The sequence below is a fragment of the Pseudomonas sp. 44 R 15 genome (genome assembly GCF_900004965.1).
Classification (GTDB): domain Bacteria; phylum Pseudomonadota; class Gammaproteobacteria; order Pseudomonadales; family Pseudomonadaceae; genus Aquipseudomonas; species Aquipseudomonas orientalis_A.
This window is the reverse complement of sequence record NZ_CVTU01000115.1, coordinates 67,003-80,969: the sequence shown is the minus strand read 5'-3', so window position 1 is coordinate 80,969 and position 13,967 is coordinate 67,003. Positions and strand designations below refer to the sequence as shown.

Sequence of the window (13,967 nt, the reverse complement as noted above, 5' to 3'; positions counted from 1 at the left end):
TTCCTGAATGAACGCGGCGCCTGTGAGTTTTTCGCGAGCAAGCTCGCTCCTACAAAATGCCTTAACTGAACGGCATTACCCCCCACAGGGGATTTCCATTGTGGCTACTTTCGGGGTTTGATCCTGGCGGTCGCTTCGGCCACCAGGGGGTCGTCCGGCCAGTAATGCTTGGGGTAACGCCCCTTCAAATCCTTCTTCACCTCCGCGTAGGTACTGCGCCAGAAGTTGGCCAGGTCCTGCGTGACCTGCACCGGCCGCCGCGCCGGCGACAGCAGGTGCAGCTTGACCACTTGGCGCCCACCGGCAATGCGTGGTGTATCCGCCAGCCCGAACAGCTCCTGCAAGCGCACCGCCAGGATCGGCGGCTGTTCGCTGTAGTCAAGGCGCACCGACGAGCCCGACGGCACTTTCACATGCTGCGGCGCGAGTTCATCCAGGCGCTGGGGCAGTGGCCAGGGCAGCAGGTTGTGCAGGTAGCTGGAAATATCCAGGTTGGCGAAATGGCTCAGGCGCGAGACTTTGCCCAGGTAGGGCATCAGCCAGTGCTCCAGGCTGGCGAGCAGGGCCTTGTCGCTGATATCGGGCCATTCGCTGGTGTGGCCGGCGTCCAGTTGGCGCAGCAGCATCACACGGGCCTGCCATTGGCGCAGTTCCGGGGTCCAGGGCAGCAGCTCCATCCCTTTGCGGCGTACCAGATTGACCAGCGCCTGGCTGCGGGCGGACTCGTCGAGGCCGGTCAGGGGTTCTCGGCTGAGCACCAGCTCACCGACCTTGCGCTGGCGTTCGGCGCGCAGCACGCCTTCGCGTTCATCCCAATCCAGCTGGTCGACATTGCGCACTTGCTCGGCCAGCACTGTGTCCAACAGCGCCGGATCAAAATCCGCCGCCAGGTAGATGCGCTCTTCGCGCTGGCCCTGGCGGCTACCCAGGTCAGCAATCACCAGCCAGGGTTGTTTCATCAGGCTGTCGGCCTCGGCGAACAGCGCCGCGCGGCCGTTGGCCAAACGGTATTCGGCGCCCCCGGGGCGACGCTGTTGAGCGACGCGGTCCGGATAGGCCAGCGCCAGCAGGGCGCCGAGCCAGCGCGGGTGGTCGGGGTCGGCCACCGGTTGGCTGGCCTTGCCTCGTAAATAACCGCGATACTGGCGCGCCAATTGCCTGGCCCGTTGCACCCCGCCCTGGGTACCACGGGCGCGCTCTTCGCCGGACATCAGCGCCAGGCGACTGTGCAAGTCCGCACCACCACCGCGCAAGATATCGCGTTCGCCCAACAGCGCCGCCACGTCGCAGGCCATCGCCGCCAGCCCGAGGTCCTGCCCGCGCAACAACAGATGGGCGATACGCGGGTGGGCGGGCAACTCGGCCATCTTCTGGCCATGGGCGGTGAGGGTTTCTTCGTTCAATGCGCCGAGGCGTTGCAGCAGCTCCTGGGCCTGGGCATACGCGGCGGCGGGCGGCACATCCAGCCACACCAACTGGCTGGGCGTCACGCCCCAACGGGCCAGTTGCAAGGCCAGCCCGGCCAGGTCGGCGGCGAGTATTTCCGCGCTGCCATACGCGGCCAGACCGTCATGCTGGTCTTCGGACCACAACCGATAACACACGCCTGGCTCCAACCGCCCTGCCCGACCGGCGCGCTGGGTGGCGCTGGCGCGGGAGATGCGCTGGGTGTCGAGGCGGGTCATGCCGCTGCCCGGGTCGAAACGCGGCACCCGCGCCAACCCGGCGTCGATGACAACGCGCACGCCGTTGATGGTCAGGCTGGTCTCGGCGATGTTGGTGGCCAGCACCACTTTGCGCTTGCCGGCCGGCGCCGGGTCGATGGCGGCGCGCTGGGCGTTGAGGTCCAACTCGCCATGCAGGGGGCATAACAACACATCAGGGCGATCCCCCAGGGCGTCGGCCAGTTGCTGGTTGACCCGGCGAATCTCCGCCTGCCCCGGCAAAAACACCAGGACGCTGCCGGTCTCGTCATGCAGGGCTTCGAGAATAGTCTGCACCACCCGTGGCTCGATAAATTCCCCGGACTGGTAGGGCCGGCCCCAGCGCATCTGCACCGGGAACATGCGCCCTTCGCTGCGCAGGATCGGTGCGTCATCCAGCAGGCTGGCGAGGCGCTCGCCTTCGAGGGTGGCGGACATCAGCAGGATTTTCAGCGGCTGCTCATCACGAAACAGCTCGCGGCCATTGAGGCTCAGGGCCAGCGCCAGGTCGGCGTCGAGGCTGCGCTCGTGAAATTCGTCGAAGATCAACAGGCCCACGCCGTCCAGCGCCGGGTCGTCCTGCAGGCGACGGGTGAGGATGCCTTCGGTGACCACTTCGATACGCGTGTTGGGGCCGACTTTGCTGTCGAGGCGGATGCGGTAGCCAACGGTCTCACCGACCTTTTCACCCAGCTCGCTGGCCAGCCGCTCGGCGGCGGCCCGCGCAGCCAGGCGCCGGGGTTCGAGCATCAGGATGGTTTGCCCGGCGAGCCAGGGCTCGTTTAATAATGCCAGGGGCACGCGGGTGGTTTTACCAGCGCCGGGGGGCGCTTCCAGCACGGCTTCGTGGCGAATCGCCAAGGCGTCACGCAGGGCGGGTAAAACATCATCAATCGGCAACGAATTCATACTGGCTCCAAAGCAGAGCGGCGAGTATAACGGCGAACGGCCGGAGGCTGACGCGGGTCTCAAAAACACCTATGCAATCGAGTGTGGGAGCATCGGCGTCTGGCACATCTGGCTTATAGTCACCCTTAATATATTCAGGAGACTTTTTCATGCGTATCGCTTCCCGTGTCATCGGCGGTGTCTTGGCCGTCACCCTGCTGAGCCAACTCACCGCCTGCGGTTCGATTTTCTACCCCGACCGGCGCGGTCAGATCAACGGCAAGATCGACCCGGCCATCGCCGTGCTCGATGCGGTCGGCTTGCTGTTCTACGTGATCCCCGGCCTGATCGCGTTCGGCGTCGACTTCGCCACGGGCGCGATCTATTTCGAACCGGGCAAGACCGCCCAGGTTGCGCCGGAAAAACTGCACGAAGCCATCGGCGCCGACGGCAAGGTCGATAACGCCAAGCTGCAAAGCATCATCCAGACGGAAACCGGCCGCACCTTGCCGCTGGACGACCCGCGCCTGATCCAGTTCAAGGGCAGCGTGCACCAATTGGCGTCCCTGGGCCTGCAGCCCGCCGCATAAGGACAGCCCATGACCAGCAGTCCCGAACACGCCAGGCTTCTGCGCCTGGCCACCCGCGCCTCGGTGGGCGTGGCCTGTGTGCTGATTGTCACCAAGGCCATCGCCTGGTGGTTCAGTGGCTCGGTGGCCATGCTCGCCGGGTTGACCGATTCGCTGCTCGATGGCGTGACCTCGCTGCTCAATCTGCTGGCGGTGCACTACGCCCTGCGCCCCGCCGATGATGACCACCGTTACGGTCATGGCAAGGCGGAGTCGCTGTCGGGGATGGCCCAGGCACTGTTTATCGGTGGCAGCGCGGTGTTGATCGCCTTGCAGGCCTATCAACGCCTGCAGCATCCGGAACCGGTGGGCGCGCCCTGGCTGAGCATCGGCGTGATCGTGTTCTCACTGGTGCTGACCGTGGCGTTGTTGATGCTGCAACATCGGGTGATCCGCGAAACCGGCTCCAACGCGGTACGCGCCGACTCGCTGCATTATCGCTCCGACCTGATGCTCAACGGCAGCATCCTGGTGGCCTTGGTGCTCGCCGGTTTTGGCTTTAATCAGGTGGACGCCTGGTTCGGCCTGGGCATTGCCGCCTACATCCTGTGGAGTGCGATCCAGATTGCCCGGGAAAGCTTTGCCGTGTTGATGGATGAAGAGTTACCGCCGGACGTCAGCCAGCACATGCTTGAACTGGCCCGTAGCGTACCCGGGGTACTGGGCGCCCACGACTTGCGCACACGTATTTCGGGCAGCCACTGGTTTGTGCAGTTGCACCTGGAGTTGCCGGGGGAATTGACCTTGTCGGTGGCCCACAGCATCAGCGACCAGGCCGCCGACGCCATTCACCAGGCTTACCCACGCGCCGAAGTGCTGGTGCACGCCGACCCGCGGGAAGTGGTCACCGGCAATAAAACCTAGTACTGCACCTGATAGCCGCGACTGCTCAGGCAGTTGCCCTGGGCCTGGCGGTAGGTTTGCACCACCGCCGGGTCGGGGGCGTAGGTAGCCGCCTGCGGATCGAAACCGCTTTGCTGCGCCGCCCAGCGATAACAGTCGTAACCGTCCTGCTGCACCTGGGCCGGTGACTGGCCGTTGGCAGGGTAGGCAACCACATCATAGCCGTTGCCTTGCGGTGCCGGCGGGGGCGACGGCACTTGCGCCGGCGGTTGCACCACCACGTATTGTTGGGTGCTCTGTTCGTAGGCGTAGTAGGCGCCGGCAGCAAGGAACAGCAGCGAGCCCCCTACCCACACTTCACGCGCGTAATCCGGCAAGTAATGCACGCGGATACCATAGGGCGGCGCCACTACGACGTAGCGCGGCCCCTGCGGGCGGTACCAGTAGCCACCGGAAAAGAAGTAGTCCTGGCCGCGATACGGCACGCGGTAGTTGCGGTCGGGGAAGCGGTCGACAACGTAACCGGGGCGATATTGCGGGCCCGGGCCCCAGCCATTGCCATGACCGTCGGGGCGACCTGGCCAGCGATGGTCATCCGGACGCGGGCCGGGCCGCGAGCCAGGGCCGCCCGCCTCCCAATGCCGGTTGTCATCATTGCGCCGGGGAATGTCGCGGTAGTAACCCTGGCGCGGTTCCTGGGTCTGGCGCACGGTATCGGGCCGGCCCTGGATCGGCAGGTTATTGGACGGCTGCGGCTGCGGTCGCCCCGGTTCATTGACCGGCGGGCGCCCTTGCCATTGGCCGCCGCCATTGTGGCCGCCGCGATCAACCGGCGGGGCCTGCGGGCGCGGCGGGTTATTGTCCGGGCGACCTGCGCCTTCCGGCCCCCGCTCGTGATGGCCACCGCCCTGTGGGCGCGGCCCCTGGTCCGGTGAGTTATCGCGCTCGTCGGCGATTACCTGCGTGCCGACGCTGACCACCAGCAAACCAACACCTGCCATACGCCAGATGCGCTTCATGCTTTTCCTCACTGCGGGTTAGGGCTTGTTCATGAGACTGGGAAAGCCTCGCCCGGTTCTGAGACAGGTTATCAGTCACCAGCACTATTTTCTTGAACGCAAAAGAAAAGGGGTGACCCGTCGGCCACCCCTTGAGAATTTCGTCCTGGCTCAACGCTTTTGACGTTGGCTCACCTCACGCCGTCTGGTGGACAGTGTGCAGCCTGGAGGCCGGCTCAACCCTGCTGGGGTGGCGGCCGCAGCGGGCCTGATTGGGCGCGCTGCAGTGGACTGTTGTCCAGGCGGTGATTCTGTTGATAAAGATACAGGCCTGCGCCCGACGGATGATTGCGAAGATTGCGTCAATAAACAGTGCTTGCGCAATTTTTAACCCTTCATGGATAATTAACCGCAATAGTTACGACAAAGGCCAACCCAATGAGCAAGCTTGACCGATACGACCTGAGTATTCTGGCGGAATTGCAGCGCGACGCGAGGATCTCCAACCAGGAGCTGGCTGAGCGTATCGGCCTGTCGCCTTCGCCCTGCTCGCGCCGGGTCAAGCAATTGGAAGACGACGGCTACATCGCCCGCCAGGTGGCGTTGCTCGACCGCAAGATGCTCGGCCTGAGCCTGACGGCCTATGTGCTGATCGGCATGGACCGGCATACGCCGGAACGTTTCGAGAACTTCGAAGCGGCCATCCGTACCTTGCCCCAGGTACTGGAATGCAGCCTGGTGACCGGGATGGACGCCGACTATCAGTTGAAGGTGGTGGTGCCGGACATGGACCATTATCAAAAGCTGCTGCTGGGGCACCTGACCCGGATTGAAGGCGTGACCAGCGTGCGCTCCAGCTTTGTGCTGAACCAGGTGCTCAACAGCACCGAACTGCCATTGACCCACTTGCGCACCTGAGAACAACGAAGTTCGAGGGGCTTGCTTGTTGTAGGAGCGAGCTTGCTCGCGAAAAACTCACAGGCACCGCGCTCATTCAGAAAGCACGCGGTATCGTTGACGTTTTTCGCGAGCAAGCTCGCTCCCACATTTGGATTGTGTTTCGACCCAGGTCAATGTTGCGCCTGTGACGCTGCCGTATACTTCCCGCCTGCCTTAGTAGGAAGCCCCATGAACAACATCGACCCCGCCCTGTTCGAAGAATGGATGATGACCGGCCTGGTCACTGTCCTGATTATTTTCATGGGCTTTATCGTCTGGGACCTGGCGAAGAAATCCAAGGCCGGGCGCTTTGGCTCGTTCATTCTGTTTTTTGTGCTGGGCCTGGGCGTGGCCGCGTTCATCATCAAGAGCGTGGTGATCGGGCTGATCGAGTCCGGCGCCTTATAAACGTGCCGGCACGGCCTTCCATTGGCCCTGATCGAGGCCGTCGATAGACCAGTCACCAATCCGCACGCGCACCAGGCGCAACGTCGGCAAGCCCACCGCCGCGGTCATGCGCCGCACCTGGCGATTGCGCCCTTCACGTATGACCAATTCCAACCAATGAGTCGGCACACTTTTGCGAAAACGCACGGGCGGGTTGCGCGGCCATAACGCGGGCTCTTCCAACTGCCGTGCCTCGGCGGGCAAGGTCATGCCGTCGTTGAGCTCCACGCCGTCGCGCAGGCGTTGCAGTTGTGCTTCGGTCGGTTCGCCTTCGACTTGCACCCAGTAGGTTTTTGCCAGTTTGTGTTTGGGATCGGCAATGCGCGCTTGCAACTGGCCATCATTGGTCAGCAACAACAGGCCTTCGCTGTCACGGTCCAGGCGGCCGGCCGGGTAGATGCCGGGGATATCGATAAAGTCCTTGAGGGTCGCGCGCCCGCCCTCGTCACTGAACTGGGTCAGCACATCGAAAGGCTTGTTGAACAGGATCAGCTTTGGCTCGGCCGGCGGCGCCTTGGCGACACGGCGCGGGCCTGCATGCGGGGGTTTCACGCCGGGGCGGCGCGCATCGGGACGGGTGGGACGGGACATGGCAAGGGAACATCTAACGGTCAGGACCCACAATGCTAGTGGCCTGACCGCTAAATGACCATCCCCACCGCTTAGCGGAACGGCGGCTCGTCGAAGCTGCGCAGTTTGCGCGAGTGCAGCGAGTTGAGTTCGGTACGCAGCAGGTCGACGGCTTCGATGCCGATCTTCAAGTGCTGGCTGACGGCGCGCTCGTAGAACGCGTTGGCCGAACCCGGCAACTTGATCTCGCTGTGCAGCGGCTTGTCCGACACACACAACAACGTGCCGTACGGCACCCGCAAACGGTAGCCCTGGGCGGCGATGGTGCCGCTTTCCATGTCCACCGCCACGGCGCGGGACAGGTTGATCAGCGGTCGCTCCTGGGCCCAGCGCAGTTCCCAGTTGCGGTCGTCGTAGGTCAATACGGTGCCGGTGCGCAGGCGTTTTTTCAGCTCTTCGCCTTTTTCGCCGGTGACGTTCGCCGCCGCTTGCTGAAGCGCCAGTTGCACCTCGGCCAGGGCCGGGATCGGAATGTTCGGCGGAACCACGCGGTCGAGAATCCCGTCGCGACGCATATAGGCGTGGGCCAGGACGTAGTCGCCGATGGTCTGGGATTGGCGCAGGCCGCCGCAGTGCCCGATCATCAGCCAGCAATGCGGGCGCAGCACGGCCAGGTGGTCGGTGATGTTCTTGGCGTTGGACGGGCCCACGCCGATATTCACCAGGGTCACGCCATGGCCATCAGTGGCCTGCAGGTGATAGGCCGGCATCTGGTAGCGGTGCCAGACCACGCCCGCAGCAATCGCCGACGCTTCGCCATGGTCCATGCTCTTGTCGATCACCACGTTGCCCGGCAGCACCATGCGGATGAAGCGTGGGTCGCTGCGCAGTTGCTCCAGGCCATGCAGGATGAACTGGTCAACGTAGCGATGGTAGTTGGTCAACAGAATCCACGGTTGCACATGGCGCCAGTCGCTGCCGGTGTAGTGCACCAGGCGGCGCAGGGAGAAGTCCACACGCGCCGCGTCGAACAGGGCCAGGGGCAGCGGGTCGGTGTTTTCCCAGTCATAGAGACCGTCGGCGATGCCATCGGTGGCGGCGGACAAGTCGGTGCTGGGGAACACGCGGGCCAGGGTCGCGGCGGTCACGCCGGAACCGGCCAGTTCGTCGCCCTGCTCCACCACGTACGGGTACGGAATGTTCTGCTGGCTGACGCCCACTTCCACCGTCACGGTGAAGTCGTGCATCAGCGGCACCAGTTGCTCCAGCAGGTACTTACGGAACGCCGCCGGATGGGTGACGGTAACGCTGTAGGTACCCGGCAATTGCACCTTGGCATAGGCCCGGGTGGTCTGTGGGACTTCGCCATGGCAGTGGTAGGTCAGGCGCAGTTCCGGGTAGCGAAACTGCGCGCGCTGTTCGGCGTCGGGTTCGACGCGATCCTTGAGGTATTGCTTGAGGGCTTGATTGAGCGCGCCAGTCGCACGCTCATGCAGGGCCGCCAGCCGATCCACGGCCTCTTCAGCGGTTTGAACGACAACAAAAGCTTCGGTCACGGTAAGCATCCTGTGTTCTGGACTTGCAGGCCTTTATCTTGCCTGTATCCAGGCTCCACTGAAACAGTCGGATTGGAATGCTCTTTAAAATGTGGGAGGGGGCTTGCCCCCGATAGCTGAGTATCAGCCACCAGATGTAGTGGCTGATACACCCCTATCGGGGGCAAGCCCCCTCCCACACTTGACCGCGTTTATTCAAGGAGATGGCGGGGTTGAACGGGCGACCAGCGCTTCCACATCCACCCCACGCGGCAAGGCGCCGTAAACCCGGCCCGACGACTCACCCAACCGACTGACCACAAACCCATCGCTGACCGCCGCATTACCGGCCTCCAGCAGCAGCTTGGCCTGCAACGCCAGGGCGATGTCCTCGGTGAGCTGACGGGCGCGGTATTGGATATCCTGGGTGTCCATAAACGCTGACTTCAACCGCTCTATGTGTCGCGCCAATTGCCGGTCGCCATGTCCGTCGCCCAGCTCGACGAACAACGCCTCCAGCACACCGGGTTCCTTGGACAATGCCCGCAGCACGTCCAGGCATTGCACGTTGCCGGAACCTTCCCACGTCGAATTCACCGGTGCCTCACGGTACAGACGCGGCAGGATGCTGTCCTCGACATAGCCGGCGCCGCCCATGCATTCAGCGGCCTCATTGATCATGGCCGGCGCCCGTTTGCAGATCCAATACTTGCCCACCGCCGTCACCAGCCGGGCGAATTTGGCCTCCTGTTCATTGCCCAGGTGATCCAGCGCCCGCCCCATGCGCAGGCTCAAGGCCAGGGCCGCTTCGCTTTCCAGGGCCAGGTCGGCGAGCACGTTCTGCATCAGTGGTTGTTCGCTCAGCACGCGGCCACCGACCGAACGATGGGCGCAGTGATGGCTGGCCTGGGTCAATGCCTGGCGCATCAGCGCGCTGGAGCCGACCATGCAATCGAAGCGGGTCATGGCGACCATCTCGATAATGGTCGGCACGCCGCGTCCCTCTTCACCGATCATCCAGGCCAGGGCGCCACGGAACTCCACTTCACTGGAGGCGTTGGAGCAGTTGCCGAGTTTGTTTTTCAAACGCTGGATGTAGAACTCGTTGCGTGTGTCATCCGGGCGATGCCGGGGCAGCAGGAAACAGGTCAGGCCCTTGTCGGTCTGGGCCAGGGTGAGGAAGGCGTCACACATCGGCGCCGAGCAGAACCATTTGTGGCCGACCAGTTCATAGGCCTGCCCCGGACCGCCCGCGCCCACCGGATAGGCGCGGGTGGTGTTGGCGCGCACATCGGTGCCGCCCTGTTTTTCGGTCATGGCCATGCCGATTGTGGCACCGCCTTTATGGGCAATGCCGATGTTGCGCGGGTCGTAGTGGGTCGAGAGTATCTTCGGCAGCCACAGCTCAGCCAGGTCTGGCTGCAACTGCAGGGCCGGGACGCAGGCGAAGGTCATGGTCAGCGGGCAGCCGCTGCCGGCTTCGGCCTGGGTGTGCAAGTAGGTCATGGCGGCGCGGGCCACGTGGGCGCCGGATTGCGGATCGGTCCACGGCAGCGACGGCAGCCCATGTTCGACGGCGGTGCGCATCAGTTCGTGGTAGGCGGGGTGAAACTCCACCAGGTCAATCCGGTGACCATAACGGTCATGGCTGCTGAACACCGGCTTGTTCTGATTGGCCAGGAAGCCGGCCTCCATCAACGGCCCGCCGGCCAACGCACCATAGGCATCGATACGCGACTCGGCCCAGCCGGCGCCAAAGCGACGCGCCCACTCCTGCAGGGGCAGGTCGATGCGATACAGGTTGGTGCCGTCCAGGGACGGTGGCTGGTTGGTGACGTCGTGGGTTTCGGCAAACCGGTGCGGATTCATGACGGGCCTCCTGGAAAAAGGCCACGTGATATCGAGGCCTGATTTTCAGTTAAGCACCGTCACTCAGGTTAAAAAAGTGGCATACGCGCCGAATGCACGGCGCTTTCACCCTCTTGCGGACACAGTACGAGACGCTCCAGCGCGGCCTGCAAGGCCTCGAACCGTACCGGCTTGGCCAGGTGCTCGCTCATGCCGATGCCATGGCAGCGCTCGCGATCTGTGACATTAAGTGCAGTGCTCATGCCGATCACCGGTAATTCACCGCAGCCCGGCAAGGCACGAATCTGACAGCACAACGAGAACCCGCCTTCAGGCACATCCAGCACCACCGCATCAAACCTGCTCTCCTGCAGCGCCGTCAGTGCTGCCGGCCCCCCATCCACGGCTTTGACCCGATACCCCAGTTTGAGCAGCATGCCGCGCACCGCCAGTTGCACCACGCTGTTGTCGTCCACCAGCAGCACCGTGCAATCCTGCGGCGCGCGTTGTGCAGGCAGCGATTGCGCGGCCGGCTTGGGCTCCGGCGGCATTGGCTTGACGTCCACTTCCAGTTGGAAGCGACTGCCCTTGCGTGGCTCCGAATGATGGGTGAGGCGCCCGCCCACCAGCTCGATCAACTGCCGGCAAATCGCCAGGCCAATGCCCAGCCCGCCATATTCGCGGGTCATCGACCCATCGAGCTGGAAGAAGCGCTGGTACAGCGTGGCTTCGTCAAGGAAGGCGAAGCCGATCCCGGTGTCGGTCACGATAAAGCTCAGGTGCAAGCTGCCATCGGCTTGGGGCAGGCCTACCACGCGCAGGCGCACCGCACCGTGGTGGGTGAATTTGAAGGCGTTGTCCAGCAGGCAGTCCAGGCACTGGATCAGTTTGTCGGCGTCGCCGATCACGCGGTCCGGCACGGCATCGGCGACGTCAATGGAAAACTCCAGGCCCTTGGCCTGGGCGCTGGGGGTGAACTGTTGGCGCAAGGTTTCCAGCGCGCCGCGCAGGCCGAACACCTGGGGCCGGGCAACCAGGCGGCCGGCCTGCAACTCGGTCAGGGTGAGAATGCCGTTGACCATGCGCATCATGTCCCGCGCCGAACCGGCGGCGGCTTGCTGGTACTGCGCCAGGTCGTCGCCCAGGGGTTCGGTCTGCATCAGTTCAAGGGAGCCGATAACGCCGTTCATCGGCGTGCGTAACTCATGGGTCAAGGTGGCGAGGAATTCATCCTTGAGCCGATTGCTGCGGGCCAGTTGCTGGTTGAGCACTTCGAGCTTCTGGCTGGCGTCGAACAGGATCTGCGCCTGCTGCTCGCGCATGCCGTTGATGCGGTCGGCCAGGGCCAGGGACAGCAGCGCCACTTCGATGGCCGAGCCGATCTGGCTGGCATACATCGTGAGGAAGACGTTGGGCAAGTAGCCCAGCACCATCAGCGTATTGATCACCCCGCCGAGTAAAAACGCCGACCAGGCAATGATGAAATAACGCGCCATGCGCTGGCCGCAATACCAGGCCTTGATCGCGGTCACGAAGATGGTCACGGTAAACACCAATGCCAGGCCGGTGGCCAGGCGCAGGGCGACCGCGTAGCTGGTCAGCAGCGCCAGCGCCATGACCACCCCACCACAGGCCGCCAGCGCCAGCAGGATGCGGTCGAGCCAGCGGCTGTGCTGCGCGGTGTGCAGGAAACTGCGCGCGAACAGGCTGCCGAACAAGGCGGCCGCGCCGATCAGAAACGGCACCGCCGCATTCGCCCACCACGGATTGTTCGGCCAGAAGTATTCCACCGCCACGCCATTGACCGACAGTTGGTACAGGCCAAACGAAGCGATGTAGAGGATGTAATAGAGGTAGCTGGTGTCGCGCACGCTCAAATAAATGAACAGGTTGTAAATCAGCATGCCCAGCAACACGCCGTAGATAGCACCCAGCACATACAAGCGCAGCGGCTGCTCTTCCAGATAGGCGGTGCCGGACCAGAGGGTCAACGGCGCCTGGATCGAGCCCTGGCTTTGCAGGCGCAGGTAGACCGTCTGCCGCTGGTCAGGCACGAAGTTGAGCTTGAACAGGTAGTTGCTCTGGCGCACCTCGCGGCTGGAAAACGGTAACGCGCTGCCGGTGCGGGTGGTGAGACGATAATTGCCGGTGCCATCGTTCTGGTACAGATCCAGGCGATTGAGCGGCGGGTAAGCCAGTTCCAGAAACCAGGTACGCGGGGAGCGCGGGTCAACGGCGGTGTAATGCAGGTTGACCTTCAGCCAGAACACCGAGTGCGAATAACCGGCATTGAGGGTGGGTTTGTCATGGGTCCTGAATTGGGCGGCGTAGGCAGGCGAGCTGACGTCAGCAATGGTGAGGGCGCCGGTTGGGTCTTCGAGCACTTGCATGACCCGGCCCAATGGCAGGCTTCGTGTGCTCTGATTGAACTCGACGGCGCCCGCCAACAGCGGCAACCCGCACAATAATAAAATCAGCAAATAGCGCATAGAGCCCCAGCGTGGCCTGGCCGGTTAAGGCAAAAAGCTCCTCCATTCCTTTTGAGAAGACGTACACCGGCAATACAGAAAGTTGTTTGAATGAACTCTAGCATAGCCGGTAAAGGCCATTAGACACCATTGGAAGTATTTTCGGACGGCCCTGGGACGTGGCTTTCAGCGCATTTGATGACAATTGTCAGCCGCCCGAAACGTCTTGGCGCAGGGCAACATTCAGCTATCGCCGGACGGCCACGCAAAAAGCGTTTGGTGGTAAGCTCGCGCACCATGAATATCTACAGCTCTCGCCCCGTTGTTCTCTGTCTCTCCGGCCATGATCCCAGTGGTGGCGCCGGCTTGCAGGCCGATATCGAAGCCCTGCTCGCCCAGGGCTGCCACGCTGCTACGGCCGTCACCGCGCTGACCGTGCAGAACACCGTCAATGTCAGTGACTTTCGTGTGCTCGACCGCGAGTGGGTGCTGGCCCAGGCCAATGCCGTGCTCGGCGACTCCGAAGTCGCTGCGGTCAAGCTGGGCATGCTGGGATCTACCGCCATGGTCGACACCGTGATCGAACTGCTGCAGGCGCACCCGCACCTGCCGGTGGTATGCGACCCGGTGCTGCGTGCCGGCGGCGGCGGCAGCCTGGGCAAGGATGAAGTGGGCTATGCGATGCGCGAGCGACTGTTGCCCCTGGCGCTGATCGCCACGCCCAACCTGCCTGAAGCGCGCATTCTCGCCGAACTGCCCGACGGCAGCGCCGACGCATGCGCCGAGAAGCTGTTGCCCTACGTCAAGCACCTGCTGATCACCGGCGGCCACGGCGATGAGCAGCAAGTGCACAATCGCCTGTACAGCCGCGACGGCAGCCGCCATACCTTTACGTGCCAGCGCTTGCCCGGCAGCTATCACGGCTCGGGGTGCACGCTGGCCAGCACCCTTGCCGGGCGAATCGCCCAGGGCGAAGGGTTGGTGAGCGCCGTGCAGTCGGCGCTCGACTACACCTGGCGCACCCTGCGTGACGCCGAACGACTCGGCCAGGGCCAGTTCGTGCCTCGCCGTCTGCCGCTGGATTTCTGCTCTTAATACC

The 13,967-nt window shown here is 63.5% G+C and carries 11 protein-coding genes; 5 read left to right on the top strand and 6 right to left on the bottom strand.

Annotated elements, in window-relative coordinates:
- Positions 1 to 104 precede the first annotated feature (104 nt).
- Positions 105 to 2,612: an ATP-dependent helicase HrpB gene (hrpB, locus tag BFP93_RS24060; protein WP_065895191.1), complete on the bottom strand. Its 2,508-nt coding sequence runs from the start codon at positions 2,610 to 2,612 to the stop codon at positions 105 to 107.
- A gap of 149 nt (positions 2,613 to 2,761) precedes the next feature.
- Here hrpB and BFP93_RS24055 point away from each other — a divergent pair, with 149 nt between their 5' ends.
- Positions 2,762 to 3,181 carry a polyribonucleotide nucleotidyltransferase gene (locus BFP93_RS24055; RefSeq protein ID WP_065886871.1) on the top strand — a complete coding sequence of 140 codons (420 nt, stop codon included), beginning with the start codon at positions 2,762 to 2,764 and terminating at the stop codon, positions 3,179 to 3,181.
- 9 nt (positions 3,182 to 3,190) lie between these two features.
- Positions 3,191 to 4,084: a cation diffusion facilitator family transporter gene (locus BFP93_RS24050; protein ID WP_065886870.1), complete on the top strand. Its 894-nt coding sequence runs from the start codon at positions 3,191 to 3,193 to the stop codon at positions 4,082 to 4,084.
- On the opposite strand, the gene BFP93_RS24045 is transcribed toward BFP93_RS24050, so the two are convergent.
- Positions 4,081 to 5,082 carry a DUF6515 family protein gene (locus BFP93_RS24045; protein ID WP_065895190.1) on the bottom strand — a complete coding sequence of 334 codons (1,002 nt, stop codon included), beginning with the start codon at positions 5,080 to 5,082 and terminating at the stop codon, positions 4,081 to 4,083. The two genes, BFP93_RS24050 and BFP93_RS24045, sit on opposite strands and share 4 nt — an antisense overlap.
- Before the next feature lie 417 nt (positions 5,083 to 5,499).
- On the opposite strand from BFP93_RS24045, the gene BFP93_RS24040 reads away from it, so the two are divergent.
- Positions 5,500 to 5,979: an Lrp/AsnC family transcriptional regulator gene (locus BFP93_RS24040; protein WP_003194418.1), complete on the top strand. Its 480-nt coding sequence runs from the start codon at positions 5,500 to 5,502 to the stop codon at positions 5,977 to 5,979.
- 219 nt (positions 5,980 to 6,198) lie between these two features.
- Positions 6,199 to 6,408 (top strand): DUF2788 domain-containing protein, encoded by a 210-nt coding sequence (locus BFP93_RS24035; protein WP_032884769.1) that lies wholly within the window; start codon positions 6,199 to 6,201, stop codon positions 6,406 to 6,408.
- On the opposite strand, the gene BFP93_RS24030 is transcribed toward BFP93_RS24035, so the two are convergent.
- The 4 genes from BFP93_RS24030 to BFP93_RS24015 form a co-directional block, all read right to left on the bottom strand.
- Positions 6,403 to 7,038 (bottom strand): pseudouridine synthase, encoded by a 636-nt coding sequence (locus tag BFP93_RS24030; protein ID WP_065895189.1) that lies wholly within the window; start codon positions 7,036 to 7,038, stop codon positions 6,403 to 6,405. The genes BFP93_RS24035 and BFP93_RS24030 overlap by 6 nt on opposite strands.
- A 71-nt stretch (positions 7,039 to 7,109) precedes the next feature.
- On the bottom strand, positions 7,110 to 8,582 hold the full coding sequence (amn, locus tag BFP93_RS24025; protein ID WP_162303223.1) for an AMP nucleosidase: 1,473 nt from the start codon (positions 8,580 to 8,582) through the stop codon (positions 7,110 to 7,112).
- 186 nt (positions 8,583 to 8,768) lie between these two features.
- The gene (locus BFP93_RS24020) at positions 8,769 to 10,421 is read right to left on the bottom strand and encodes an acyl-CoA dehydrogenase family protein (protein ID WP_065895188.1); all 1,653 of its coding nucleotides are present in this window, start codon (positions 10,419 to 10,421) and stop codon (positions 8,769 to 8,771) included.
- A gap of 68 nt (positions 10,422 to 10,489) precedes the next feature.
- Positions 10,490 to 12,889, bottom strand: coding sequence for a hybrid sensor histidine kinase/response regulator (locus BFP93_RS24015; protein ID WP_065895187.1), 2,400 nt, complete (start codon positions 12,887 to 12,889; stop codon positions 10,490 to 10,492).
- A gap of 276 nt (positions 12,890 to 13,165) precedes the next feature.
- Between BFP93_RS24015 and BFP93_RS24010 the strand changes: the two genes are divergently transcribed.
- Positions 13,166 to 13,963 (top strand): hydroxymethylpyrimidine/phosphomethylpyrimidine kinase, encoded by a 798-nt coding sequence (locus tag BFP93_RS24010; protein WP_065895186.1) that lies wholly within the window; start codon positions 13,166 to 13,168, stop codon positions 13,961 to 13,963.
- The last annotated feature ends 4 nt before the right edge of the window (positions 13,964 to 13,967 follow it).